This is a genomic window from Antarctobacter heliothermus (assembly GCF_002237555.1).
GTDB lineage: Bacteria > Pseudomonadota > Alphaproteobacteria > Rhodobacterales > Rhodobacteraceae > Antarctobacter > Antarctobacter heliothermus_B.
The window spans coordinates 2307464-2333424 of the sequence record NZ_CP022540.1 but is presented as its reverse complement, the minus strand read 5'-3'; the positions used below and the strand labels follow the sequence as shown (position 1 = coordinate 2333424).

Below are 25961 nucleotides of genomic sequence, written 5' to 3'. Positions count from 1 at the left end.
AAAAGCCGCGCCGGAACCTGCGCGGCATCGCTTTTCCTTCGCCGCGCCATAGCCTATAAGCTGCGCAGAACCCGCCGGTGTGACCGGTAACGGGCCGATGAACATGGCGAGGATGGCATGAGCGAGAAGAAGACCGAGGCAGATGTGGCCTTCATCAAGGCGCTGGCGGAACTCCTGCAGGAGAACGACCTGACGGAACTGGAAGTCATGCGCGAATACGGCGATGACGACAGCCTGCAAGTGCGCATAAGCCGCGTTGTCCCGGTGGCCGCTCCGGCCATCGCCGCGCCCGCTGCTCCGGTGGCACATGCCGCGCCTGCAGTGCCCCCCGCTGCGAGCGCTGCCCCTGAGATGCCCGAAGATCCGGCAGCCCATCCAGGTGCCGTGACCTCGCCCATGGTGGGCACGGTCTACATGCAGGCGGAACCGGGGTCCGATCCGTTCATCAGCGTCGGCACTGCCGTTAAAGAAGGCGACACGCTGCTGATCGTCGAAGCGATGAAGACGATGAACCACATTCCGGCACCGCGCGCAGGCACCGTCAAGCGTATCCTTGTCGAGGATGGCGCCCCGGTCGAATACGGCGCCCCGCTTGTGATCCTCGAGTAAGCGCATGACCGACAAAATCCTTATTGCCAACCGAGGCGAAATCGCGCTGCGCGTTATTCGTGCCTGTCGTGAAATGGGCATTCCGTCAGTCGCGGTGCATTCCACCGCCGACGCCGACGCGATGCATGTGCGCATGGCGGATGAAACCATCTGCATCGGCCCCGCGCCGTCCACCGACAGCTATCTGTCGATTCCTGCGATCATCTCGGCCTGCGAAGTCACCGGGGCTACGGCAATCCACCCCGGCTATGGTTTCCTGTCCGAGAACGCCCGTTTCGTGCAGATTGTCGAAGATCACGACATCACCTTTATCGGCCCGTCGGCGGAACATATCCGCACGATGGGTGACAAAATCACCGCCAAGGAAACGGCCAAGACCTTGGGCATTCCGGTTGTTCCGGGGTCAGAGGGCGGCGTCGGCTCTGTCGAAGAGGCCAAGAAAATCGGCGCCTCCTTCGGGTATCCGGTCATCGTCAAGGCCACCGCGGGCGGCGGCGGCCGCGGCATGAAGGTCTCGCGCGACGAAGATGAAATGGAGCGCGCCTATCTGACCGCGCGGTCCGAATCCAAGGCCGCCTTTGGCAACGACGAAGTCTACATCGAGAAATACCTGCAACGGCCGCGCCACATCGAGATTCAGGTCTTTGGCGACGGTCAGGGCAATGGCGTGCATCTGGGAGAACGGGACTGTTCGTTGCAGCGCCGCCACCAGAAAGTGTTTGAAGAGGCCCCCGGCCCGTCGATCTCCCCCGAGGAACGCGCCCATATCGGCGGCATCTGCGCCAAGGCGATTTCAGAAATGGGCTATCGCGGCGCTGGCACCATCGAGTTCCTGTACGAAGACGGCGAGTTCTATTTCATCGAGATGAACACTCGCCTGCAGGTGGAACACCCCGTGACCGAGGCCATCTTTGGTGTCGATCTTGTGCGCGAGCAAATCCGGGTTGCCGCAGGGCATCCGCTATCGTTCACGCAGGACGATCTGAAGATCAACGGCCACGCCATCGAGGTCCGGATCAACGCGGAAAAGTTGCCGGAATTCCGGCCCTCCCCCGGCACCATCTCACATTTTCATGCCCCCGGCGGTCTGGGCGTGCGCATGGACTCCGCGCTTTACGACGGCTACCGCATCCCCCCCTACTACGACAGCCTGATTGCCAAGTTGATCGTGCACGGGGCCGACCGGCCTGCGGCCCTGGCCCGTCTGAACCGCGCATTGGGAGAGTTGATCGTGGATGGCATCGACACAACGGTGCCGCTGTTCCACGCGCTTTTGCGCGAAAAGGACATCCACACCGGCGACTATAACATCCACTGGTTGGAAAAATGGTTGGAGGCAGGCGGGCTGGAGTAATCCTGCCTCCTGTCGGGGTGTCCTGCTGGGACGCGGAGGGGATTGCCACCGCGACCACGCAGGTCGCGCCTGCGCGATGCTCCGCCGGTCCGGTTTCGGTCCGGGCTTGCCCCCCTGGGCAAATACCCACATTGTTGATCACCTTTACCAAATGATTTCACATACCTCATGAGCGTTACCCCCGAACTGCTGCTTCACGCCTATCGCACCGGAATTTTTCCGATGGCAGAACGTCATGACGATCCGGAAATCTTTTGGGTCGATCCCCGGCGTCGCGGCATTCTGCCTTTGGACGGGTTTCGCATTTCACGCAGTCTGGCCAAGAGGTTGCGCCGAGATGATTACAAGGTCACCTTGAACGCCGACTTCACTGGCGTGATCGACGGATGCGCAGACCGCGATGAAACATGGATCAACGCAGAAATCCGCGACCTTTACCATGCGCTGCACATCGAGGGCCGCGCCCACGCGTTAGAGGTGTGGATGGCGGGCGAGTTGGTCGGCGGCGTCTATGGCGTGACCGTGGGCGCGGCCTTTTGCGGCGAGTCGATGTTTTCGCGCCGCCGAGATGCGTCAAAGATCGCGCTGGCCTGGTTGATGGATTTACTCCGGCGCACCGGATTCATGTTGTTCGACACGCAGTTTCTGACTCCGCATCTGGCAACCCTCGGCGGGATTGAGATCACCCGGCACGATTATCGCGCGCGCTTGTCCACCGCGCTGAAGACCGAAGCCGATATTCTGTCAGCCCCTCTTGCCCACGCCGGGGCCGAAGTTGTTACCCGTAACGCAGCGGCAACCGCAGCGGCCACCACATCCTCAGGTCAATAAACTGCGGCCAATCGGCACCTGTTCTAAAAAATCGAACACGCCGCAGTCGCACAGCACCTGTGCGGCGGCAAAAGTGAACTGAACGGTTTGAATTTCTCGTGAGAATCGCTATGTGCCGGGACCAACCGCCATTAGCCGTATCCGGAGACCGTCGATGCGTTCCCTTGCCTTTGCCCTAGCTTGTTGTCTGTTTGCCTCTGCCGGAGTTGCGCAGGAGGTGCCCAAGCCGGTCAAGCTGATGGAAATCAGTTCCAAACCAACGCAGATCCATCGCCTGTTCTACGGACAGGTGCAGGCGCTGCAAACAGTCGATCTGGCCTTTCAGGTCGCCGGTCAGATTGAGACACTGGACGCCGAAGAAGGCACCTATCTGAAAAAGAACCAACAGATCGCCCAACTGGATCTGGATCGGTTTCGCCGCGCGATGTCGCAGGCCGAAGTTAACCTGACCAAAGCCCAAAGAGATTTGACCCGCCTTGAAAGCCTGCGTGGCCAAGCCGTCTCCGAAGTGTCGGTGAACGATGCCCAGACCCAGTTGAACCTTGCAGAAATCGCCTTTGAGGACGCGCGGGACAATCTGGAACACGCCACGCTGCATGCCCCTTTCGAGGCATTGATCGCACGCCGTCTTGTGGCCAATTTCACAACCGTCTCCGCGGGGACGCCCGTTGTTCGGCTGCATGACGTGTCCGAATTGCGGGTGGATATCGAAGTGCCCGAAGTGCTGTTCCGCCAAGCTGGCGGTTCCGACACAGTGACGTTCAGCGCCCAATTGCCCGGTGACCCGACCAGCTATCCGCTGACCATGCGCGAATTCGAGACCGAAACCAATTCGGTTGGCCAGACCTATACCCTGACGCTGAGTTTTGATGATCCGCCGGGGGATTTTGTCTTTCCTGGCGCGTCAGTGACGGTGATTGCCGCGGCCAGCACAAACGGCCAAAATGGCGTTGTTTTGCCTGAAACGGCTCTGATCTACGCGCCGGACGGGACTGCAGCCGTCATGGTCTACACAGACGGCACGGTGCGCCGCACGCCGATTGAGATCGAGATACGCACCGACGGGCAAACCTATCTCAAGGATGGGCTAGAGGATGGCACTCAGATCATGTTGACCGGTGCGGCGCTGGTCACGGACGGCCAAGCCGTTCGTCCTTTCACTCGCGTCGGAGAATAATCTCATGTCCATCGCGCGTGCCTCCATCGACAAGGCGCTGATCACCTGGCTCTTGATGCTGATCTGCCTTCTGGGCGGCGTCTGGGGCTTTGCCACCATCGGCCGCCTCGAAGATCCCGCCTTTACCATCAAGAACGCGATCATCATCACCCAATATCCCGGCGCGACGGCCGAACAGGTCGCCCGCGAGGTGAGTGAGCCGATCGAATCCGAAATCCAGAAGATGGGTGAAATCGACTTCATCACCTCATCGAACAAACCGGGCGTCAGCCGCATCTCGGTCAATATCGAATCGACCTTTGACGGTACCGAACTGCCTGCGATCTGGACCAAGCTGCGCAACCGGGTTCAAGACGCCCAACGCAGCCTGCCCGCAGAGGCAGGCACGCCCATCGTCAACGACAATTTCGGCGACGTCTACGGCGTGTTCTATGCAGTAACTGCGCCGGGCTTTACCGATGCGGAAACGCACGAGATCTCTGCCTATCTGCGGCGCGAACTGCTGGCCGTGGATGGCGTTGCGGATGTGGCGCTGGCCGGTCTGCCGTCCGAGGCAATCTATGTTGACGCCAACCCGGCGATTTTCAGCAACCTCGGAATCGCTCCCACGGCAATGGCGACCGCACTTGCCAACACCGACACACGCACGCCCGCCGGCAGCATTGTCCAGAACGGGCAGGACATCCGCATTCAGGCCCCGGCCGGCGACGCAACCGTTGATGAAATCGCGCGGCTGACCATTGGTGTCGGCGGCGAGGTTATCGACCTGCTGGACATTGCCAATGTGACCCGGGATCGGGTTCAGGAACCGACCGAAATCATCCGTTTTCAAGGCCAAGAGGCCTTTACCCTAGGCGTTTCCGGCAAAGCGGACCTGAACATTGTCGAGATCGGGCAACGGGTCGACGCACGGCTGGCAGAGATCATGCGCGACATTCCCGCCGGCGTGGAATTGCATCCGATCTACCAACAGCACGTCGTCGTGGACGAGGCATCGAACGCCTTTCTGGTGAACCTTGCCATGTCGGTGGCCATCGTGGTGATCGTTCTCGCGCTCTTTATGGGCTGGCGGGCGGCGGTTGTTGTTGGGGTAACCCTGCTATTGACGGTGGTCGGCACGATCTTTGTCATGGCGATTTTCGGGATCGAGATGGAACGGATCTCTCTCGGTGCGCTGATCATCGCCATGGGGATGCTGGTGGACAACGCCATCGTGGTCGCCGAGGGGATGCAAGGCGACATGGCACAGGGCAAATCCGCCCGCGATGCCGCCGAGGACGTGGCCGCCAAGACGCAGACCCCTCTGCTAGGCGCTACTGTAATCGGCATCATGGCCTTTGCGGGCATCGGCCTGTCCCCGGACGCCACAGGCGAATTCCTGTTCTCGTTGTTTGCGGTGATTGGCATTTCGCTGCTGCTGTCGTGGGTCCTCGCGATTTCCGCCACCCCGCTTCTGGCGCATTACTTCTTCAAGGTCGGGTCGGGTGACGCAGGCGACCAATACGGCGGTCCGCTGTTCCGCGCCTACCGTGCGACTCTGAACCTTGCGCTACGTCTGCGCTGGCTGGTGATCGCCGGGCTGATCGGCTTGACCGTGGTCTGTTACATCGGTTTCGGGCAGGTCAAGCAGCAGTTCTTTCCCGACAGCAACACGCCGCTGTTCTATGTCCACTACAAGCTCCCGCAAGGGGCCAGCATCCACCGTACGGCCGAGGACATGAAGCTGCTGGAAGCTTGGCTGGCAGAGCGAGACGACGTGGTTTCAGTCTCGACCTTTGTCGGTGGCGGCGCGACCCGGTTCATGCTGACCTACGCTCCCGAAGAGGCGCTGCCGACCTACGGACACCTCATCATCCGAACCGAAAGCCTGGAACAAATCCCGTCTTTGCGCGACGAACTGGAGTCCTTTGGCCGCAATACCCTGACGGATGGAGAGTTCCGCACCGAACGCCTGGCCTTTGGTCCCGGCGGCGGCGCCCCGATCGAGGCACGGTTTTCCGGCCCGAACCCCGTCGTACTGCGTGAACTGGCAGAAAAAGCGATGGCCGAACTCCGGGACGGCTCCAACCAGTTGCAGGATCTGCGCACCGACTGGCGCGAGCGGGAGATGGTGATCAAGCCGATCTTTGCAGATGAACGCGCCAAAGCGGCTGGTGTAACCCGCGAAGACCTGGCCAATTCGCTTCTGCTGGGCTCTGACGGGTTGCAGGCGGGCGTCTACCGCGAAGGGGATCGCCTGATCCCGATCATCCTGCGCACCGATGTGGCAGCGCAGGAAGGGGGCGCGCATCTGGCTGATCAACCCGTCTATTCCAGCGCGGCACAGTCTTACATCCCGGTGTTGCAGTTGATTGACGGCTACGACTGGGAGGCGCAGAACACGCTGCTGCGCCGTCGCGACCGGGTGCCCACCATCGCGGTACAGGCGGGCGTCCCCGCCGGAGTGAATGCCTCGGCTGTCTTCAACGAGATCCGCGCCGGGATCGAAGCCATTGAACTGCCCGAAGGGTACACTCTGGAATGGGGCGGCGAATACGAAAGCTCGACAGAGGCGCAGGCCGCCCTGGGCAAGCAACTGCCCTTGTCACTGATCATCATGGTGCTGATCTCTGTCCTGCTGTTTGGCCAGATCCGTCAGCCAGTGGTGATCTGGCTGCTGGTCCCAATGAGCGTCAACGGCGTCGCATTGGGTCTGCTTGGCACCGGGCTGCCCTTCTCCTTTACCGCCTTGCTCGGTCTGCTCAGCCTGTCGGGCATGTTGATCAAGAACGGCATTGTTCTGGTCGAGGAGATCGATCTGGTCCGGGCCGAGGGCGTAGGCTTTCGCAAGGCGGTCCTGGACGCGTCCACATCGCGTCTGCGGCCCGTTGTGTTGGCTGCGGCAACCACGATCCTTGGCATGATCCCGCTGCTGTCTGACGCCTTCTTTGCGTCCATGGCGGTGACGATCATGGGTGGTCTTGGCTTTGCCTCAGTCCTGACATTGATCGCGGCTCCAGTGCTGTACTTCAGCTTTTTCCCGAAAGCACGCAAGGCGGACGCCGCAGCCACTGCGGCGGCCAAGGCCGCAGCCTGACGAAGAAAACCCAATGGCCGGACTGTGTGCAGTCCGGCCATTGGGTTACCATTATTTGACCCGGCCTTCGACGGCTGAGCCTTTGATTTCTCTAAGGGAAAAAGCGATCAGTCCGGCAGGGTGCAACGCAAGACCCAGACATCAAACCGCGCATGATCCATGGCGTTCAATGCCGGAGAAGAGGCAATCATCCAGCCCGAAAACAGCGGCTGGGCCACCCCTGCCTCTCGGATAGTCAGAAACGCATAGGCATCGCCCGACGGATCCCCCTCGGGGTAGCGGCAGTCTTTCAGCGCGATTTCGATCAGACCAAGAACCTCTGTCTCACCGTTTTGCAGCACGATGTCGGTCACTTTGGCGTTCAGCTTGTCCAGACCGCGCAGAATGGCCCCGGTCCCGGACGTGACCGTATCCTGCGCCGCAACCGGCCCAGCAACGGCCAGCGCAAGCAAGGCGCCCACGACGCGCAGGTTCATTCCGCTGTATCCTCGCTCCCGCCGCCAACATAGCGCAGCAAAAGCGTGAGCAGGCTGACAGAGCCTTGGGTATCAAGAATCTCTTCGCCCGCGCCATAATAGAACAGCGATCCGCCGGGAGAAATCTCAACGTAGTTGCCGCCAAGTAGTCCTTCGGACGCGATGGCGATCACGCTGTCATCGGGCACAAGCACGCCGTCGTTCAGAACCACTTTGGTGTCGGCGCGATAGGTTTCAGCGTTCAGGTCGATCCCGCTGACGGTGCCCACCTTGACGCCTGCTAGACGCACGTCGGTGCCGACGCTGATCCCTTCGACTGACCGGAAAGAGGCTGATAGCTCATACCCGGTTGAACCAAAGGAAAAGCCGGTGCTTTGAACGGTGTAGGCGCCAAAAACAATCGCCGCCGCCAGCACAGCGCCGCCGACGGTCACTTCGGCCACGGAATGAGTCATTTGGGCGACCATGCCTCATAGTCGCGACGATCTGCTGGTACTTCGCGGCGAATGGACCCGGCAGGCGCATAGGCCAGCGCGGTGCCGGTCAGGTTCTCAATATGCGGCTTTTCCCATGCCTTGTGCGGCAGCGGGCGGTCTGTCGGCGCTTCCTTGAAGGTGTGATGCAGCCAACCATGCCAGTCAGGGCTGACACGAGTGGCCTCGGCCTCGCCGTTGAAAATCACCCAGCGGCGCTTGCCGTCGCGAGTGTGGTAAAAGGTGTTGCCCTGCTCATCTTCCCCCACCTTCACGCCTTTGCGGCTGGTGTAGATCAAGGTGTTGAGAGTGGCGCCATTCCACCATGTCACGGCGCGCAAAAGGGTATTGAGAATGCCCATGGACGACTCCTCGTGTGTCTGGCCCTTGTATGGCGAATTCCCGGCGCGGGGTCCAGTGGCAGCCATGACGCATGTTTCCCGTTTACCTCACTTGATGAAGGTTCTGGCGCGACAATCGTGGTGAACATAATCTTAACACAAACGGGTGGCACCAAAATTGGAACCAAAAAGACCAAATACGGGCAAGCAGTGATGCAGGATACTTTGACGACAGTCACTTGTCGGGGCGTGGCTGTGCCCGCCTCTCCCTTTCTGACCGAGACGCGCCAGCGACGCATGGCCGAAGAGCGCTATGAGGCCGATGAAATAGCAGGCGCTCTGGCCGTTGTCCGGCCCGGCGACAGGGTGCTGGAACTGGGTGCAGGGCTAGGCGTTGTCGGGGCGGTGATCGCGAAGAACGCCAACCCAAAGGCCGTCTTGTCGTTTGAGGCCAACCCCGACCTGATCCCCCACATCCGCGCCTTGCATGACCTGAACGGACTTCAGGACCGGATCGAACTGCGCAATCAGGTGTTGATGAGCGCGCCCGAACGGCCGGACACCCGCACATTTTATCTGCGTAACTCCTTTCTTGGCTCTTCGCTGGTGGATGCGGACAACCGTCAGACGCGCCCTGTCGAGGTGCCGACCGCCTCTTTTGATGCCGTGATCGAAGAGTTTCGCCCAGACGTGCTGATCATGGACATCGAAGGCGGTGAACTGGAATTTCTTGAACACGCCACTCTCAAGGGTATCCGCGCGGTGGTGGTCGAGTTTCATCCAACGGTCTATGGTGCTGGCGGCACCAGAACCTGCAAGGATCGGCTGCGGTCGATGGGATTCCGCAAGTCCGAAGACGTCTCTACTCGTCATGTCTGGACCTGCACGCGCAACCTTGTCCGGATGGAACCGCCTAATCCGGTCGGCGGCTGGTCCTGTCAGATCGCGCGGCTGAAAAACCCCGTGGTCGTCCCGCCGACACATCGGTCTCATGTTCAGCCCTTAGGCGTTCTGACCGCCGAGGGGCAAGTGGTGCCGCACGCGGCGACCTGGCGGGCCGCGCGGTTGCTGACCCCGCCGCCCGCGCGCCCGCTGCAGGCAGAGCGGCTGCCGGGACGGTGGTTGTGGGGCGGTGTCCTGTGGCGGTATTTTCCGCATTTCGTGACCGAAAGCGTGACCCGACTTTGGGCGCTGGAGCATATCGACTCATCGCGCTTTGATGGCATTCTGTTCACGCCCAAGAACCCGGCCAATACGGAGCCCTTGCCCGCGTTTCATCGTGAGTTCCTGTCCCTGATGGGATGTGATCTGCCGATCCATGAGGCGCGCGTGCCTTGCATTCCGGATCAGTTGATCGTCCCCGGTCAGGGCTTTGGTCTGGGAGAGATCAGTCGCGGCACGGATCGGTTCATCGAGGCGGTGGCCCTGCGGTTCGGTCAGAGCGTCGCGCCGGAGGGGTCTGACAAGCTGTATATCAGCCGCTCTCGGCTTGGGACTGGTAAGGGCGCGTTGTTGGGGGAGGCGCGGCTGGAGGCGTATCTGGCGGCAGAGGGCTATGAGATTTTCCACCCGCAGGCGCATTCCTTGACCGAGCAGGTGGCCCGCTACAAGGCGGCCAAGCAGATCGTGGCGGCGGAGGGATCGTCGCTCCATTTTCTGGCTTTTGTGGCGCGGCCGGATCAGCAGGTGGCGATGATTTTGCGGCGGCGCTCCGGGGCGACGCAGCATATCTCGACGCATCTTGAGAGCTTTTCGGGGCGGGCGCCTTTGTGGATCGAGACCCTGCGCCGGGCATGGATGCCGGCCGGGCAGGTTCGAAAAAGATTGGCCGTGGGGGAGCCGGATTTTGCGGCGGTTCAGGCGGCCCTTTTGGGGAGCGGATTCGTGGCCCCCGGCCCGGTTTGGGAGCAGCCCGGAGAGGATGAGGTTCGGGCGCTTTTGGGGCCGGATTTTGAGCTGCTCGACGAGGGCAGCCGGCTGGCGGGATAAGGGCTGTCCACGCGTGGACAGATGCACGCCATAATAAAATCAATGGCTTGCAGAGACGGTTTAACTATCTCTTTACTTTGCGCGCGATGTTTCAGGCGTGGGCGGGGGTAAATCCCGCCCTGCGCCATGATCAGGGGGCAAGCGTCGTGACCTCGATTTCGATCCGATATTTCGGGTCGATCAGCGCGCATTCCACCATGGTGGCGGCGGGGGGATTTGCGCCGAACGTCTCACGCAGGATTGGCCAGCAAGGTTCAAATTCGGCCCGGTCCGGCAGGTAATAGGTGACCCGCACCGCGTCGGACAGGCTGGCCCCTGCCTTTTCCAACGCCGACTGGATCGTGGCCAAAGCGGCGCGACACTGCTCCTGCACCGTTTCGCCCTGCCCCACCGTTCCGGCGACATGGACAAAGCCGCCAGCGACAACCGCGCGGCTATAACCGATCTGTTCCTCAAACGGACTGCCGGACGAGATGCGGGTGATGGTCATGGTGTCTGTCCTCCGGACATAGGAAAGGCGGGGAAAATCCCCGCCCTACATGGTGTCGTTACGTGGTTCGAAATGTCGCGGCCTTACCCGGCCGAGGCACCCTCTTTTTTGGCATCGGCGTAGATCATCAACGGCTTGGCCTCGGAGACAACCGATTCCTCATTGACGACAACCTCTGTCACCTCATCCATGCCCGGCAATTCGAACATGGTGTCGAGCAGAATGCCCTCAAGGATAGAGCGCAGCCCGCGCGCGCCGGTCTTGCGTTCAATCGCTTTTTTGGCGATGGCCGACAGCGCGTCTTCGGTGAAGTCGAGCTTGGTGTCTTCCATCTCAAACAGGCGCTGATACTGCTTGACCAAGGCGTTCTTGGGCTGGGTCAGGATGGTGACAAGCGCGTCTTCATCCAGATCCTCAAGCGTGGCGATGACCGGCAGACGACCGACAAATTCAGGGATCAGGCCGAATTTCAGCAGATCCTCTGGTTCCAGTTCCTTGAACGTCTCACCGACGCCAATCAGACTGTCATCGCGCACATCGGCCCCAAAGCCCATGGCAGAGCCTTTGCCGCGCTGCTTGATGATGCGGTCGAGACCGGCGAATGCACCGCCGCAAATGAACAGGATATTGGTGGTGTCGACCTGCAGGAATTCCTGCTGCGGATGCTTGCGCCCGCCCTGCGGCGGAACGGAGGCAACGGTGCCTTCCATCAGCTTTAGCAGGGCCTGCTGCACGCCCTCACCCGAAACGTCCCGGGTGATGGACGGGTTTTCCGACTTGCGCGTGATCTTGTCGACCTCGTCGATGTAGACGATGCCGCGCTGCGCGCGTTCCACGTTGTATTCCGACGACTGCAACAGCTTGAGGATGATGTTTTCCACATCCTCACCGACATACCCCGCCTCTGTCAGCGTGGTGGCATCGGCCATCGTGAAGGGCACATCCAGAATGCGCGCCAAGGTCTGCGCCAACAGCGTCTTGCCGCAGCCGGTGGGGCCAATCAGCAGAATGTTGGATTTCGCCAGTTCGATGTCGGACGATTTCTGCGCGTGGTTGAGACGTTTGTAATGGTTGTGCACGGCGACAGAGAGAACCCTCTTGGCCGTTGCCTGCCCGATCACATAATCGTCCAGCACATCGCAGATCTCACGCGGGGTGGGTACACCATCAGCCGCCTTCAGCCCGGCGCCTTTGGTTTCCTCGCGGATGATGTCCATGCAGAGCTCAACGCATTCGTCGCAGATGAACACGGTGGGGCCCGCGATCAGCTTGCGCACCTCATGCTGGCTCTTGCCACAGAAGCTGCAATAGAGAGTGTTCTTGCTATCGCTGCCTGAATTCGTTGCCATAGTGCACCTTTCCCGGTTTCAGTTCCGGTTTCCTGCTTCGCCAGCGACCGACATTTGCGCCCCCACAACGCGACCTGCCACCAGTATCCGCACAGCTTAGGCCACGTCGCCGGGCGCGACAATCCGAAAGTTCGCCCCGGGCCACCCTGTGGCGCGGGGCTGCCTCATTAGGCGTCGCTATCACCTTCGGTAACGCGCGAGGTCACGATTTCGTCCACATGACCCCATTCCTTGGCTTCTTCGGGGGTCATCCACTTGTCACGGTCAAGCGCCTCACGGACGGTGTCAAAGTCGCGGCCAGAGTGCCGCATGTACAGTTTGTACATCCGTTCGCGCGTTTGTTCGATGTGGCGCGCCGAGATCAGGATGTCCGCCGCGGTGCCCTGTGCGCCGCCGGACGGCTGGTGCACGAGGAATTCGGCGTTGGGGAGCGAGTAGCGCATGCCCTTTTCGCCACCGATCGCGATGACAGAGCCCATCGAGGCCGCCAGACCGCACACCAGTGTCGACACCTTGGGTTTGATGTATTGCATCGTGTCGTAGATCGACAGGCCCGCCACAACCGACCCGCCGGGTGAGTTGATGTACATCGAAATCTCTTTCGACGGGTTTTCCGCCTCAAGGTGCAGCAGCTGTGCCACCACCAGAGAGGACATGCCGTCATGGACCGGACCGTTGACGAAAATGATCCGTTCCTTCAGCAGTCGGGAAAAGATGTCATAGGCGCGTTCCCCGCGGCTGGTCTGTTCAACGACCATGGGAACGAGGTTCATGTATGTCTCAATGGGATCTGTCATTTCGGCCTGCCTGCAACTGCTGTCAAAGATGTAACGCCTGAGTGTTACCTGAGTCTTAGTGTTGCCCTTGGGGGGCTGCAAGGGGCGCAGGCCAAAACGGATTGGTCGCGGGGCTGGTGTCGGGTCGCTTTCGCGGCGCGGCCTCTTGCGGTTTCGGGGGCTGGTGGGGGTTTCGGGGTGAGCGTTTTAGATAGCGACGCGCGGGGGCCATTCAAGACCCATCCGCGCGCCGGGATGCGGCGCGGGTCAGTGCCCGATGCGGCGCGCGTCCACGCAGATGTGTTCGGCGCATTCCATTTCCAGCGTAACATGGGTCAGCCCGTGCGCTGCGGCCAGTTGGGTCTTGACCTCTGTCTTGATCGCGTCGGCGCGGTCCCATGCGCCGGTCTCGATCACCAGATGCGCCTGCAGGGCAGCGGCATGTTCATCCATCTGCCACAGGTGGGCGTGGTGCAGGCTTTGCACGCCGTCCACGGATTCGGCGGTGTGCAGGACCTGTTCGGGGGCTATGCGCGGCGGAGTGCCCAGCATCAGGATGCGGATGACGCCGCCGATTTCGGACCATGCCATCCACAGGATATAGCCCGCGATCAGCAGGGTGATGGCCGGGTCGACCCATGCCCAGTCAAAGGCCCAGATCAGCGCCCCCGCCACGATCACCGCGACCGATCCCATCGCATCGGCGAGGTTGTGCAAAAAGGCGGCGCGGATGTTCACGCTGTCCTGCGCCATACGGTAGGTCAGTGCGGCGGTCACAAGGTCGATCACCAGCGCCACCGCGGCGATGACGATAATCAGCCAGCCGATCACCTCCTGCGGCTGAAAGAAGCGCATCACCGCCTCGTAGATCAGGTAGAGGCCGATCACGATGAGGGTGGTCAGATTGATCAGCGCGGCCACCACCTCGGCCCGGCCATAGCCAAAGGTCATGTCCGCATCCGCCGGGCGGCGGGCGATGCGGCGGGCCCATGCGGCAATGATCAGGCTGGCCGCGTCCGAGAAGTTGTGCAGCGCGTCGGCGATCATCGCAAGCGAGCCGGACAGCACACCGCCGATGACCTGCGCGACGGTCAGCAAGAGGTTCACACCGACGGCGGCGGCCATGCGGGCATCCCCGGCCTCAGGGTCGACGTGGTGATGGTGGTGGTGTCCGTGTGGCATGGGCCGAGGAAGCGCCCGTTTTCAGGCAGGGTCAAGGGAGCCCCGCCCGCCCGCGACCGGGGCGCGCGCTAAACCGCCGAACCGTGGTCCGCCGCGGGGAATGCGCGGCGGACCCAGTTTTGCCGGCGTGTCTGCCCTTAGCCAAACATGTCCGAGGTGATGCCCGCGTACCAGCCGATGCTTTCCTCATAGGTGGCCTTGCGCATCGCCGCATCCTCACCTGTCTGGCTGACAAAGCTGGAAACCGATGCGATCTTTTCATCCGTCGCCTCGTAGGCGGCGCCAACCTTGACGCCGTCATCGGTGGCGATCAGCGACCAGCAGGTGTTGGAGTACTTGGCCGGGAAGACGCGGCTGCCGGTCAGAGCGCCGCGCACTGCCATCGCCGCGACCTTGGCCTGACTGTTGGCGGAAAAACCGGATTTCGGCATGTCGCCCTGATTGGTCGCATCGCCAAGGATGTGGATGTTCTCATCCAGTCGCGATTGCATGGTGTGACCGTCGACCGGCGCCCAATTGCCATCGGTCAGATCAGCGGCGGCACAGATCATGCCCGCCTTTTGCGCCGGGATGACGTTGCAGACATTCGCCTTGACCACCTCTCCGTCGATGTCGACCTCCATCGTGTCGGGATTCACCGTGACGTTGCCGCCGCCGAAATCCGGGCCGATGCGGGTGATCATGCCGCCGTAGTGCTTTTGCCAGCCTTCCTCGAACAACGCCTGTTTGGAAAAGCCCTCTTTCGGGTCGGCGATGAGGATCTTGGCGGTGGGATTGGTGGCCTTGAGCACATGGGCGACCATCGAAATCCGCTCATACGGGCCGGGCGGGCAGCGGTAGGGATTGGGCGGGGCGACCATGACATATGTGCCGCCCTCTGGCATCGCCTCGATCTGCGCCTTGAGCAGGGCGGTCTGGGTTCCGGCCTTGTAGGCGTGCGGCATTGCGGTCTGCGCAGAGACGTCCCAGCCCGGCACAGCGCCGTCGACAAAGTCGATGCCCGGCGAGATCACAAGGCGGTCGTAGGGCACGCTGCCGCCCCCGGCCAGTGCCACGGTCTTTGCGTCCCGGTCTACGCCCACAGCCCAGTCATGAACGACATTGACGCCGTAGTCTGAGGCAAGCTTGGCATAATTGTGGGCGATGCTTTGCAGATCGCGAAAGCCGCCGATGTAGAGGTTGGAGAAAAAGCAGGTGTAATAGCTGCGCGACGGCTCGATCAGGGTGACATCGATCTCACCGTTGCTGTCCTTGGCGATATAGCGGGCCGCGGTCGCGCCCCCTGCCCCGCCGCCGATCACAACGGCGCGCGGGCGGGCATGGCTGGCGGCCTGCACCATCGGTGCTGTCAGCGACGTGGCGGCAACAGCGGTTCCCAGAAATGTGCGTCTGTTAAATGTCATGTCCGTACTCCTCCTTATTGGACAGGTTTCTTGGTGCACCCCCCTTTCGGGGTCGAAAATCGAACGCACGGAAGGCTTTTCCAAACCCACAAAAAACCCCGCGCGGCACGGGGCTGCGCGGGGCGACGTGGTGTCAGAAAAGGTCGTTGGGGCACGATATGGCCCGGCGGCATCAAGTCGGCAGGAGGCCGAAAAACGCCGCCAGCGCCAGCAAAGCGCCCAACATCAGTATCCGGGTAGCGAAGGGCATCCGCATGAAATCCATCCAAACTGGCCGGGGCAGCCCCGGCGGAACGCAAACACGCAGGGGCAAAAATCGACCCGCTGCGGCGGGACTGTCTGCCCCGCGCGAGCACTTTCCTATCTGGGCGGCTTTTGCTCAATTGCGGAATACCTGACCCCCTGTCATTCGATGGTTGCGAAATAGGCCGCCAGAGCGGCGATTTCCTCATCCGACAAGCGTCCGGCCATCATCTGCATCACCGGATGCACCCGCAGTTTACGCTTGTACGCGTGCATTGCGATAACGAAATCCTCTTCCGGCCATTTGACGATCGGGGGGATGCCGTCATCGCTGCCGTCACGTTTGTGGCAGGTCAGGCATTCCGAAGCGAGGTATTCGCCATAGGCCACGTCGCCCACGATAGCGAGTATGTCGGGCGGCAAGTCTACCTCACGCGCGATGGCGGTGGGCGCTGCCTCTGGAATATCCTGCGGATTGGCGGAGAACTGGCGCAGGTAGGCCAGCACATCATGGCGGTCCTGTTCGTTCTTGATGCCCCGGAACGACATACGCGTGCCAGACAACAGGACACGCGGGTTTTCTATATAGGCGTCAAGGTATTGGTAGGTCCACGTCAAGCCGTCGCCAGAGGCGCGTTCCATGGATCTGGAGTAGTCGAACCCCTCCAGACTGCCGGCCCGGCGTCCAAAGATCCCGTTGAGATGCGGGCCGATGCGGTTCTGCGCCTCTGGTCCGATCTGGTGGCAGCCAGAGCATTGCGCAAACAGTTTTGCCCCACGCTCGGCATCGCCGATCAGCTGGGCCTCTTCCTCTGCGGTGGCTGGCCCCACAAGGGGGGCCAGCGCGACGAGGGCCGTTGTTATCAGCCGCTTCATCATCTGTGTGCCTTAGTCAGAGACGGACTTAAGGTAGGCGATCATTGCCGCGATCTCTTCATCCTTTTTGAGACCGGCAAAGGCCATCTTGGTGCCTTTCACCGCGCTGCGCGGATTGGCAAGGAAAGCGCCCAGAATGTCTTCGTCCCAGGTGCCGCCCATGTCCGCCATGGTTCTGGAGTATTTGAACCCCTCGATTGCGCCGATGTCGCGGCCCACCACATCTGTCAGCTGCGGACCGACGCGGTTCTTGGCCCCCTCGCCGATCTGGTGACAGGCCTTGCATTTGCCGAACAGCTTTTCACCAGCGGCGACCAGTTCGGGATCAAGTGTGTCCTCAGCCGGGGCGGCGGCGGGGTCGGCGGCCGGCTCTGCTTCCGGCTCCGGGTCGACGGCGGCCGCCTCTGCCGGGGCGGCAGCGGGGGCTGGGTCAACGGCGGGCTCTGTGCCCTCTTCGTCGGGGGTCACGTCCAGCACAGTGGCGCGCATTGTGATTTCGACGCTATCCTTGCAGTTTTCCATGCAGGGCTCTGTCCGCCAGATCGAATATTCCGTCTCTGCCCGGTCATCGACGATAAAGCCGTCGGCGTTGGGCAGCGTGATCGTCGGCAGGGTTTCGTTGGAGACCTCGAATTCATCGTCGATGATGTCGTTGGAATAGAGGATATAGGCCACGATGGCGTAAACATCGTCGTCCGACAGGGTCTGCGCCGCGCCAAAGGGCATGGAGCGGTGGACATAGTCCCAGATCGTCGAAGTATAGGGCCAGTAGGAGCCCACGGTTTTGAGCGGGTCGTCGTCGGCCAGCGTGCCGTCGCCCCCGGCCAGTTTCGGCCAGTTGCCAACGCCCTCGGCGAAAGAGCCGTGGCAGGCGGCGCAGTTGTCCTCGAACAGCGGTTCGCCGTTGAGTGCGTTGCCGGTGCCCACCGGCAGGCCGGTGCCATCAGGGCTGACGTCCACGTCCCACGCGGCGATTTCTTCTGCCAGCGCCTCACGGCCAAGGCCAAAGCGCAGGCCGGTGCTGTCGCCATTGTCGGCGTGGGCGGCCGCCACGATGCCGCCATCCAGCGCCGCCGGGTCCGCCGCGTCCGGGGCGGCAGCGGTCTGCACCGGGGCCACAGGCTCGGGGATGGGGGCGGGCAGGTCTGCGAGAACCTGCGGATTGCTGGGATAGCCCGCGATATTGCGATCGGCGAAGTTATACGCGCCCACCAGCATCAGGCCGATGCCCGCGGCGACGCCACCGTAGAGTTTAAGAGACTTCGACATTTTCGGCCTCCCCATTGGCTTTGACGTGCCATGTCTGGATGCAGTTGTTGTGATAGATCGAATTCAGCCCGCGCACATCGCGCAGCTGGGCCTTTGTCGGCTGGACATAGCCGGTCTCATCCATCGCGCGGGATTGCAGCAACATGTCCTCACCGTTCCATGTTGTGTCAAGATAGAAGCGGGTCAGGGCTTTGTCCTCACCCGGGGCCGCCAGACGGGCAGTTTCCCATGTGATGCCGCCGTCCTTGGACACGTCAACGCGGGTGATCTTGCCGTGGCCGGACCACGCCATGCCGGTGATGACCAGCGGGCCGTGGCCGTGCTTGATCGGCGCTTGCGGGCTGGGCGAGGTGACGACCGACTTGGCGTCCATAACCCAGGTCCACTTGCGCGAGGTGCCATCGGCCAGCGTGTCGGTGTATTTCGAGGTCTCTTCGCGGCTCTCGACCGGGCCATCCATGACCTCGATCCGGCGCAGCCATTTGACCCACATGTTGCCTTCCCAACCGGGAACGACAAGGCGGGCGGGATAGCCGTGTTCCTTGCGCAGGGCCTCGCCGTTGGCCTTGAAGGCGACCAGAACGTCGTCCATCGCCTTTTCCATCGGGATCGAACGACCGTTGGAGGAGGCATCCGCGCCCTCGACGTAGACCCATTTGTCCTTGAAGTCGCCCGCAGCGTCCAGACCGGCCTCTGCCAGCAGGGTGCGCAGCGGGACGCCGGTGTATTCCATGTTGTGGATCATGCCGTGGGTGAACTGCGCGCCGTTCAGCTGTGCGCCCGCCCATTCCATGCCGGTGTTGGCGGCGCATTCGCAGAAGTAGACGTGCTGTTCGCGCGGGAAACGTTCCAGATCCTCGTAGGAGAAGATCAGCGGCTTATCCACCAATCCGTTGATCATCAGGCGGTAGTCGGGCTTGGACAGCTCGATTGCGCCCGAGTGATGGCGCTCAAACGCGCACCCTTGCGGAGTGATCGTGCCGTCCAGCGCGTGAATCGGGGTGAAGTTGATCGAGGAAATCGTATCGGCGGTCAGCCACTCGACGTTCCGCCGGATGACATCGTCTTCGAACTTGATCGGCAAGCCATAGGGGACCTCATCGACACCCGCGCCAAAGCCGGTGGCCCAGTCCTGCATTTCGGTGATCAGCGGATCGGGGCCCGCGGCGCGGGCGCCGGTGGCAGCCACCGCCCCTGCCCCAAGTGCGGCGGCGCTGGTCAGGAATTTGCGGCGCGAGGGGCCGTTTGCTTCCTTGCTCATTGCGTTCTCCTTACGGATCATCTCATTCATCTATGTGAATGAATTGGCTGAAAAATCGGCGGGCCGAGGCCCGCTGAAAGCTGTGGGGGGATTAAATGCCCACCACCTCGACATTGTCGCGGGGCGCAATCGAGACGGAGCCCTGCTTGCGGATGTGGTTTTCGACCACATCCCAGATCTTTGGCCCCTCGGTGCCCTCGTTCACGCTGGCCCAACCGGCGACCACATAGGTCTTGGCCGGATCAATCGGCTCTCCGGTGCTGAGCAAGGTCATGTTCGAGATCCGCTCACCCTGCGGTTTGGTCACGTCGCAGCGATAGCCCATGCCGCCAATGCGAACCATGTCGCCGCCCTGCTGGTAATAGGGATCGGGGTTGAAGATGTTGTCGCCCACGTCCTCTAGGATCACCTTGATGAATTCGCCGGTCATTTCCGAGCGATACGCCTCACCATAGCTCATAGAGGTGACGTTCCAGATGTCCTCACGGGTGATGTCGTCGCCGGGGATCAGCGAGGGCCCCCAACGAACGCCGGGCGACATGGCGATGTCGGCCTCACGTTCGGACAGCAGGGCGTCACAGATCAGGTCGTCCCATGTGCCGTTAAAATTGCCACGGCGGTACAGCAGCGAATCCGTCTGGCCGATAACCTCTTCGAGGTCCGCCTTGTAGGGCGCGCGCTGTTCCTCGATCAGGCTGGCCATTTCCGGGTCGGGCGTGATCACGTCCGAGAAGATCGGGATCAGCTTGTGCCGGAAGCCCAACATGCGGCCGTTCTGCACATCCAGATCGACGCGGCTGACAAACTTGCCGTTGGACCCGGAGGCGACAAGGATCGTTTCCCCCACCAGAACAGGTTCGGGCAGCGCGTCATGGGTGTGGCCGGTCAGGATCACGTCAATGCCGGTGACCTTGGAAGCCATCTTTTTGTCGACGTCAAAGCCGTTGTGCGACAGGCAAACAACCAGTTCGGCCCCCTGTGCGCGGACCTCGTCCACCATGGCCTGCATATTCTCGTCGCGGATGCCGAAGGAGAATTCGGGGAACATCCAGCGCGGGTTGGCGATAGGCATATAGGGGAAGGCCTGCCCGATAACGGCGATCTTGACGCCGCCACGCTCAAAGAACTGGTAGGGTTTGAACAGCTCCGAGGGTTCGTCCCATTCGGCGTCAAAGATGTTCTGGCCCAAGGCTGCGAAGGGCAGCCCTTCGACCAGCTCTGTGACGCGGTCGGTGCCCAGCGTGAATTCCCAGTGGAAGGTCATCGCGTCGGGCTTCAGCCCGTTCATGACATTGACCATGTCCTGCCCTTCGGTGTGGTAGCAGGTGTAAGAGCCGTGCCATGTGTCGCCGCCATCCAGCAGCAGCGCATCGGGGCGATCAGCGCGGATCGAGTTCACAACCGTTGCGACGCGGTCCATGCCGCCGACGCGGCCATAGCCCTGCGCCAGCGCGCTGAAGTCACCCGAGGACAGCGCGTAATGCGAGGGCGATCCGTCTTCGATGCCGTACAGTTTGCGGAAATCCGCGCCGGTGACATGCGGGACCGCGCCCTTGTTGCCGCCGACACCGATGTTGACCGACGGTTCGCGGAAATAGATCGGCTTTAGCTGCGCGTGGATGTCGGTGACGTGGATCAGGCTGACGTTGCCGAAGGTGTCGAATTGCAGCAGCTGGTCCTGTGTCAGCTTTTGCTGGGCCGCCAGCCGCGCCCAGTTGCCAAAGCCAGAGGCCCCGAGCATCGCCGAGGCCGCCATGGACACCTGCAGGAAATCGCGTCTTGAGATCATGGGAGGGTCTTTCTATCTCATGACACACATGCGCATGTGTGAATTTATCAGGGAAAAGAAACCCCGCGCCAGTCACCTGACGCGGGGTTCGTGTATCTTAGTTGCGGACCGAGGGGCCTTCGACCGAGAGGCCGTTGCCACGCGATTTCACATACAGTTCAAGCGCGATGAACTCATCCGAACCGGCGCTGAAGGTCTCTGCGCGGGTGTCGCGGATGCAGCCCTTAAAGCGCGAATGCGCGCCATTCAGCTGGGCGTTCTTCAGACGGTAGGTCGGGAAACCGTTGATCTGGCCCTGGCTGAGATGATCGGCGCGGATGTAGTTGCCATAATTCTGCTCATGGCAGTTGGCACACGACAGTTCGAGCTGGCCATAGCGGGTATAGTAGATGTCCTTGCCCGCCTCCCAGTATTCGGCAGCCGGGCCGTCGATGGCCACGTCCACCGGCATTCCGCGCGAGACAGACGCAATCAGCGCCTCCATCGACACGGCAGCGCCGGCATCGTATTTCCATGCCTCGGCGCCCATGCGGTTGGTCCGGCAGTCATTGACCTGCATCTGGACGGTGCGCATCTCACCAGCGTCTTCGTTCCATTTCGGATAGGTGGTCGTTACGCCCACCATGCTGTCCGCCGGATCGCTGTGGCAATCCGCGCAGGATTTGCCCTCAGTGCCTTCGGCTGTGTTCCACTGATCGATGGCTTGATCGACAAAGATCATGCCCTGATTTTCGAAATCGTCAGTTTGCAGCTGCTGGGTTTCGTCCGAGCGAAAGTGCCAGCCCGAGATGACCTCGTCCAACACGTCCGACAGGTGATCCGGGGCGGCGGCCTTGGTGACCATGTCCAGATCGCCGTTGATGGTCAACGTATCGTCATCTGCGCCGCCGGCAAAGGCCGCAGGCGCGAGCAGCAGTGCGGCTACTGCCGTCAATGCCCTGAATTTCATAGGTATCCCTCCCAATTGGCGATCCTGCCCCGCGTCGTGCGGGACAGGATTTTTCTTGCCAGGTCAGCCGACAGCGACCGTTTTGGTATCTTCGTAGACGTCGCCGTCATCGTCATACCAGGTAAACTTCAGATCGCCCGCTTCCGGAATGATCGCGTCGAATTCGAAGTAGGGGTTGGTCGAGATCGCCGGAGCAAGGACAATGTCGATCACGCTCTCACCGTTGAATTCGCAAGTGAAGCGATTGATGATCGAACGCGGGATCACGTTGCCCGATCCGTCTTTGCGCTGACCCGATTCCATCTTGTGGGAAATCAGGGTCTTGATGGTCACGACCTCACCGGCGGATGCCTTCTTGGGGGCCTTGACGCGGGGTTTGACACCAGATGCCATTTTCTCAGAACTCCTCTAGGTTTCCGCTGATCAGCCGCCGCAGCCGCCGATGGTGACCTTGACGGTCTTCATCGCGGTCACATAGCTGCCGTCTGCCATCTTGGCGATTGCCTGCACGTCCTGCGTTCCGGCAAGACGAAGACGGGTCGATGCCGCCTGCGCACCAGCCAATGGGCCAAAGCGGAAGCTGGCCACGCCCGGGGTCGGGTTGCCCAAAGCATAAACGCGGATCTCGACGGCACCGGGGGCATCGACAGAGATCGGAACGGTGTTGCCGTTTTCGGCAATTTCCGGGGCGGTCAGGGTCAGATCACCCGTTCCGGCGGTCGCGCCAGCCAGAAAGTCGTCGGGGGTCCCGACCATTTCGGCATTCGGATCGGCCTGGGCCATGGCGCGCAGCGGCAACAAGGCCAGTGCGGTGGCGCCGGCACCCAACGCCAGTGTATCACGTCGCGTGAAGATCATCATGTTTCTCCTAATGTGATCGGGGGTCAGCTTTCCTGCAGTGTCAGCAGGAATGCGACCACATCTTCGATTTCCTGAGCCGACAGGATCGGTGACAACTCACCTGTGGCGGCCTTGCCGGTGTAGCCGTCGCCGGGACGGGTGAAGCCGGTTGTCTTGTAGAAGGCGGGCATCACCGTGTCCGGGAAGGTCATCTTGGCGTTGGACACGATGCCGCGCAGTTCTTCGGCGGTGCGTGCCTCGCCGGTCCAGGTCAGTTCGGGGCCAACTTCGCCCTGAAAGGCAACGTCCGGCAATTGGGCAACGGCGTGGCACGCCGCGCAGTTCCCTTTGGACCGCGACGAAAAGATGACGCGTCCGGCGTCCGCATCCCCGTCCATGCCGCTGAGTGAGGTGGCGACTTCGCCATATTCGCCAAACTGGACGTCGCCGGGGGCGACCGTGTCCGCGAACGCCGCTCCGGTCGCCAGGACCGCCGCCGCCGTGATTGCTGTAAGCCTCATGTTCCCTCCCTAGGCTTTTGGGCCCCCGAAAGGAGGCCCTCGCTTATACCTGTTGGTGTATACCGTAGGCTACCGGGCGACCTCCACGCAACAACAAATTCAGTGATGTGAATTTTTACTCCGTTTCGCCGCACGCCACGAGGCCCGTTCTTGCGCCCCTTGGACGCCGGATCGGCAACGAACACCTGAATTTCATCTTAAAAATCAGTTCATTGTCACCGCATGGATGCGTCAATCCGTGCCGCCGGTCATGACAATCAGGCGAAAATCTCAGGCCATGACATGTCCCACAATTGGAAATCTCGACCAAATGCGCGGACGCGAAGCCGGACAACGCCCACATCGACGGGCCGCGTGCTGATAATCGCGGCCCGCCCCCGGCAGTTTGTCAGGCACAGGGGGCGATTCGGGGCCTATGGTGCTCAGTCGAAACTGCCGTTGTTGCGTTCCTGAATGCGGCGGGCATGGTAGCGCTGAAAGTCCTCGCCAGTCTCATCTGCCATCTCGTAACGCTTTTCCGCGACCCAAGTGAACATGTCCAACGAGGTGCCTTTGGCAAAAGCGCCCGGCATCACGGCAACTGCCGCGTCCAGCGCGCTTTGCCCCTCTGGCACCTCTTCGGGGAGGAAAACAATGTTGGGGGTGAACAGGACGCGCCATTTGCGGGCCATGTCCTTTTCGGTCAGCACCTCACCGTCGAAATCCGTCACCTCGATGTCGCCATGCAGGTTCAATTGCACCACAAAGTAATTCTCGTCGATGAACTCCGAGACCTGCGCATCGGAAAACACCTCTTCGTGCATTTTCTTGCAGTAGATGCAGCCGCGCTGTTCAAAGAACAGGACCAGCCGCTTGCCCTCGGCGTTTGCTTCGTCCAGATCCTCGCGCAGATCCTTGAAGGTGTCGCGCATCCACGGGCTTTTATACAGCCCGTCGTCGCCCATTTCCTGCGCCGCAAGGGGCAGCGCCATGACCACGGCCAGCGCCGCTCCGATCCAGTGTTTCATCAGGGTGTCCTCCCAAGTGGCACGGCGGGGGCCAGACGGCCCCGCGACCGCAAATGCAGCGTATTCAGCTCAGCGATGTCCAAGACGGAAACGTCTCGATCATCCACTGGGCGATCAGGTTGACAGTATCGGTCGCAATGAGGATCGCAAACAGGATCAGCATCACGCCCATGAGTTTCTCGACATATTGCAGCTTGTCCCGGTGGCGCGCGGTCCAGCGCAGGAACGGACCCGAGAACAGCGCTGCAATCACAAACGGCGCGGTCATGCCGACACCGTAGACCAGCAACAACAGCCCCCCCCGCCCGATGTCGCCCATGCCGCTGGCAATCATCAGGATCGAGGCCAGCGCCGGGCCCACACAAGGCGTCCAACCAAAGCCAAAGGCCAAGCCCATAGCATAGGCGCCAAAGATGGTTGTCGGCTCTGCGCTGCTTTCGATCTTGGCCTCTCGGTACAGCAGGCCAATGCGCAGAACGCCAAGGAAATGCAGGCCGAAGATGGCCAGAACGACCACCGCCACCCATTTCAGATAGCCCATGTAGTCGGCAAAAGCCTGACCAACCGCCGTGGCCCCCATCCCCAACAAGACAAAGATTGTCGTGACACCGGCGGCAAAGAACACCGACGACAGGATCAGCCGCCGCTGCGCGCCGGGGGTGATGCCCGCATCGTCGCGCAGTTCAGACATCGAAATGCCTGCCATGTAGCACAGGTAAAATGGCACCATCGGCAGGATGCAGGGGGTAAAGAAGCTGAGCAAACCAGCAAATGCTGCACCCGCAAATGAAATGTCGAGCACCTGGCGCGCCTTTCCTTGATCAATTCACATATTCAGATTAAGTTGTTTGTCAGGCCGACGTCAATTGGTGCACCATGAGAACCTTGAATTTCCTGTTCGCGACCCTGTTCAGCCTTGTGCTGACTGGCACCTCTGCGCTGGCAAGCGATGTCAGACTGATCATGGTCGAACAGCCGGGATGCGCCTATTGCGCTGCGTGGAATGATCAGATCGCCCCTGCGTACCCCCACACGGACGAGGGTAAATTCGCCCCGCTGGAGCGTGCGGACCTGCACATGGGACCGCCTGACGGTGTGACCTATGCCCGCCGGGTCAACTTTACCCCGACATTCATCCTTGTGAAGGACGGCCAAGAGCTTGCCCGTATGGAGGGCTATGTCGGCGAGGATTTCTTCTGGCCGCTTTACGCCCGCCTTCTCGACGAGCACACGACCTTCGCACCTGGCAGCAATGACTGAGGAAAAACAGGACTGATGGCGCTTCCGGTATTGCATGACAACATGACCGACGATGAGCTTGATGCAATCGTCGAAAAGGCGACCGCCGCGTCGTCGTTCCTGAAAGCCATCAGCCACGAAGGGCGGTTGATGATCCTGTGCCATCTGGTCACCGGAGAGAAATCTGTCACCGAGCTTGAAGAACTGCTGGCCGCGCGCCAGGCCGCCGTGAGCCAGCAATTGTCGCGCTTGCGGCTGGAGGGGCTGGTGGTGCCGCGCCGTGACGGCAAGGCGATCTACTACCGGCTGGCCGACGACCGGCCGCGCAAGATGCTGGAATGTGTCTACGACCTGTTCTGTCGCGACGACGACTGATCCGTCCGCATAGGCGCGATGCTTGCCGCAGGCATGTGGCCCCTGCATACTTGATAAATTGAGTTT

General features: G+C 61.3%; 26 protein-coding genes. 8 read left to right on the top strand and 18 right to left on the bottom strand.

Translation table 11 applies throughout. From position 1 onward, the window contains the following. Positions 1-117: 117 nt before the first annotated feature. From accB to ANTHELSMS3_RS11080, 5 genes are all read left to right on the top strand, one after another. A complete protein-coding gene (gene accB / locus ANTHELSMS3_RS11100) occupies positions 118-609 on the top strand; it encodes an acetyl-CoA carboxylase biotin carboxyl carrier protein (protein ID WP_094034920.1) in 492 nt (163 codons plus the stop codon). Positions 610-613: 4 nt separating this feature from the next. Next, on the top strand, positions 614-1963 hold the full coding sequence (gene accC / locus ANTHELSMS3_RS11095; RefSeq protein WP_094034919.1) for an acetyl-CoA carboxylase biotin carboxylase subunit: 1350 nt from the start codon (positions 614-616) through the stop codon (positions 1961-1963). Positions 1964-2131: 168 nt separating this feature from the next. Beyond that, entirely contained in the window at positions 2132-2794 is a 663-nt protein-coding gene (aat, locus tag ANTHELSMS3_RS11090) for a leucyl/phenylalanyl-tRNA--protein transferase (RefSeq protein WP_094034918.1), read from the top strand. Positions 2795-2948: 154 nt separating this feature from the next. Then, positions 2949-3971: an efflux RND transporter periplasmic adaptor subunit gene (locus ANTHELSMS3_RS11085; RefSeq protein WP_094034917.1), complete on the top strand. Its 1023-nt coding sequence runs from the start codon at positions 2949-2951 to the stop codon at positions 3969-3971. A 4-nt stretch (positions 3972-3975) separates the two neighbouring features. Beyond that, positions 3976-7047, top strand: a complete 3072-nt coding sequence (locus ANTHELSMS3_RS11080) for an efflux RND transporter permease subunit (protein ID WP_094034916.1) — start codon at positions 3976-3978, stop codon at positions 7045-7047. A gap of 107 nt (positions 7048-7154) precedes the next feature. Here ANTHELSMS3_RS11080 and ANTHELSMS3_RS11075 read toward each other — a convergent pair whose 3' ends face one another. The 3 genes from ANTHELSMS3_RS11075 to ANTHELSMS3_RS11065 are packed head-to-tail and all read right to left on the bottom strand — an operon-like array spanning position 7155 to position 8358. Beyond that, positions 7155-7523 (bottom strand): DUF2155 domain-containing protein, encoded by a 369-nt coding sequence (locus tag ANTHELSMS3_RS11075; RefSeq protein WP_094034915.1) that lies wholly within the window; start codon positions 7521-7523, stop codon positions 7155-7157. Further along, entirely contained in the window at positions 7520-7978 is a 459-nt protein-coding gene (gene mlaD, locus ANTHELSMS3_RS11070; RefSeq protein ID WP_094034914.1) for an outer membrane lipid asymmetry maintenance protein MlaD, read from the bottom strand. Before mlaD ends, ANTHELSMS3_RS11075 begins: the two co-directional genes overlap by 4 nt. Further along, on the bottom strand, positions 7975-8358 hold the full coding sequence (locus ANTHELSMS3_RS11065) for an NADH:ubiquinone oxidoreductase subunit NDUFA12 (RefSeq protein ID WP_094034913.1): 384 nt from the start codon (positions 8356-8358) through the stop codon (positions 7975-7977). Before ANTHELSMS3_RS11065 ends, mlaD begins: the two co-directional genes overlap by 4 nt. Positions 8359-8550: 192 nt before the next feature. On the opposite strand from ANTHELSMS3_RS11065, the gene ANTHELSMS3_RS11060 reads away from it, so the two are divergent. Next, entirely contained in the window at positions 8551-10326 is a 1776-nt protein-coding gene (locus tag ANTHELSMS3_RS11060; protein WP_094034912.1) for an FkbM family methyltransferase, read from the top strand. A gap of 130 nt (positions 10327-10456) precedes the next feature. Here ANTHELSMS3_RS11060 and ANTHELSMS3_RS11055 read toward each other — a convergent pair whose 3' ends face one another. The 15 genes from ANTHELSMS3_RS11055 to ANTHELSMS3_RS10985 all read right to left on the bottom strand — a co-directional run bounded on the left by ANTHELSMS3_RS11055 (position 10457) and on the right by ANTHELSMS3_RS10985 (position 25083). After that, the gene (locus tag ANTHELSMS3_RS11055) at positions 10457-10816 is read right to left on the bottom strand and encodes a RidA family protein (protein ID WP_094034911.1); all 360 of its coding nucleotides are present in this window, start codon (positions 10814-10816) and stop codon (positions 10457-10459) included. A gap of 83 nt (positions 10817-10899) precedes the next feature. After that, entirely contained in the window at positions 10900-12165 is a 1266-nt protein-coding gene (gene clpX, locus ANTHELSMS3_RS11050; RefSeq protein WP_094034910.1) for an ATP-dependent Clp protease ATP-binding subunit ClpX, read from the bottom strand. A gap of 167 nt (positions 12166-12332) precedes the next feature. After that, entirely contained in the window at positions 12333-12962 is a 630-nt protein-coding gene (locus tag ANTHELSMS3_RS11045) for an ATP-dependent Clp protease proteolytic subunit (RefSeq protein WP_089277493.1), read from the bottom strand. Positions 12963-13208: 246 nt separating this feature from the next. Next, positions 13209-14123, bottom strand: coding sequence for a cation diffusion facilitator family transporter (locus ANTHELSMS3_RS11040; protein WP_094034909.1), 915 nt, complete (start codon positions 14121-14123; stop codon positions 13209-13211). Between the two features lie 137 nt (positions 14124-14260). Next, on the bottom strand, positions 14261-15526 hold the full coding sequence (locus ANTHELSMS3_RS11035; protein ID WP_094034908.1) for an NAD(P)/FAD-dependent oxidoreductase: 1266 nt from the start codon (positions 15524-15526) through the stop codon (positions 14261-14263). A 405-nt stretch (positions 15527-15931) separates the two neighbouring features. Beyond that, complete coding sequence (locus ANTHELSMS3_RS11030) at positions 15932-16645, bottom strand: c-type cytochrome (RefSeq protein WP_439098673.1); 714 nt, start codon at positions 16643-16645, stop codon at positions 15932-15934. 12 nt (positions 16646-16657) lie between these two features. After that, positions 16658-17914 (bottom strand): c-type cytochrome, encoded by a 1257-nt coding sequence (locus ANTHELSMS3_RS11025; RefSeq protein WP_094034906.1) that lies wholly within the window; start codon positions 17912-17914, stop codon positions 16658-16660. Beyond that, positions 17898-19175, bottom strand: coding sequence for a sulfite dehydrogenase (soxC, locus tag ANTHELSMS3_RS11020; RefSeq protein WP_094037066.1), 1278 nt, complete (start codon positions 19173-19175; stop codon positions 17898-17900). The genes ANTHELSMS3_RS11025 and soxC overlap by 17 nt, the downstream gene beginning before the upstream one ends. A gap of 91 nt (positions 19176-19266) precedes the next feature. Next, a complete protein-coding gene (gene soxB / locus ANTHELSMS3_RS11015) occupies positions 19267-20964 on the bottom strand; it encodes a thiosulfohydrolase SoxB (protein ID WP_094034905.1) in 1698 nt (565 codons plus the stop codon). Positions 20965-21061: 97 nt separating this feature from the next. Then, the gene (gene soxA / locus ANTHELSMS3_RS11010; RefSeq protein WP_094034904.1) at positions 21062-21913 is read right to left on the bottom strand and encodes a sulfur oxidation c-type cytochrome SoxA; all 852 of its coding nucleotides are present in this window, start codon (positions 21911-21913) and stop codon (positions 21062-21064) included. Positions 21914-21976: 63 nt separating this feature from the next. Then, on the bottom strand, positions 21977-22306 hold the full coding sequence (gene soxZ / locus ANTHELSMS3_RS11005) for a thiosulfate oxidation carrier complex protein SoxZ (RefSeq protein WP_094034903.1): 330 nt from the start codon (positions 22304-22306) through the stop codon (positions 21977-21979). Between the two features lie 30 nt (positions 22307-22336). Further along, the gene (gene soxY / locus ANTHELSMS3_RS11000; RefSeq protein WP_094037065.1) at positions 22337-22771 is read right to left on the bottom strand and encodes a thiosulfate oxidation carrier protein SoxY; all 435 of its coding nucleotides are present in this window, start codon (positions 22769-22771) and stop codon (positions 22337-22339) included. Positions 22772-22797: 26 nt separating this feature from the next. Beyond that, positions 22798-23274: a sulfur oxidation c-type cytochrome SoxX gene (gene soxX, locus ANTHELSMS3_RS10995; RefSeq protein ID WP_094034902.1), complete on the bottom strand. Its 477-nt coding sequence runs from the start codon at positions 23272-23274 to the stop codon at positions 22798-22800. A 422-nt stretch (positions 23275-23696) separates the two neighbouring features. Then, a complete protein-coding gene (locus ANTHELSMS3_RS10990) occupies positions 23697-24281 on the bottom strand; it encodes a thioredoxin family protein (RefSeq protein ID WP_094034901.1) in 585 nt (194 codons plus the stop codon). A 64-nt stretch (positions 24282-24345) separates the two neighbouring features. After that, positions 24346-25083 carry a cytochrome c biogenesis CcdA family protein gene (locus ANTHELSMS3_RS10985; protein ID WP_094034900.1) on the bottom strand — a complete coding sequence of 246 codons (738 nt, stop codon included), beginning with the start codon at positions 25081-25083 and terminating at the stop codon, positions 24346-24348. Positions 25084-25157: 74 nt separating this feature from the next. Here ANTHELSMS3_RS10985 and ANTHELSMS3_RS10980 point away from each other — a divergent pair, with 74 nt between their 5' ends. Then, the gene (locus ANTHELSMS3_RS10980; RefSeq protein WP_094034899.1) at positions 25158-25541 is read left to right on the top strand and encodes a hypothetical protein; all 384 of its coding nucleotides are present in this window, start codon (positions 25158-25160) and stop codon (positions 25539-25541) included. A gap of 15 nt (positions 25542-25556) precedes the next feature. Beyond that, entirely contained in the window at positions 25557-25895 is a 339-nt protein-coding gene (locus ANTHELSMS3_RS10975) for an ArsR/SmtB family transcription factor (protein ID WP_089277480.1), read from the top strand. Positions 25896-25961 lie beyond the last annotated feature (66 nt).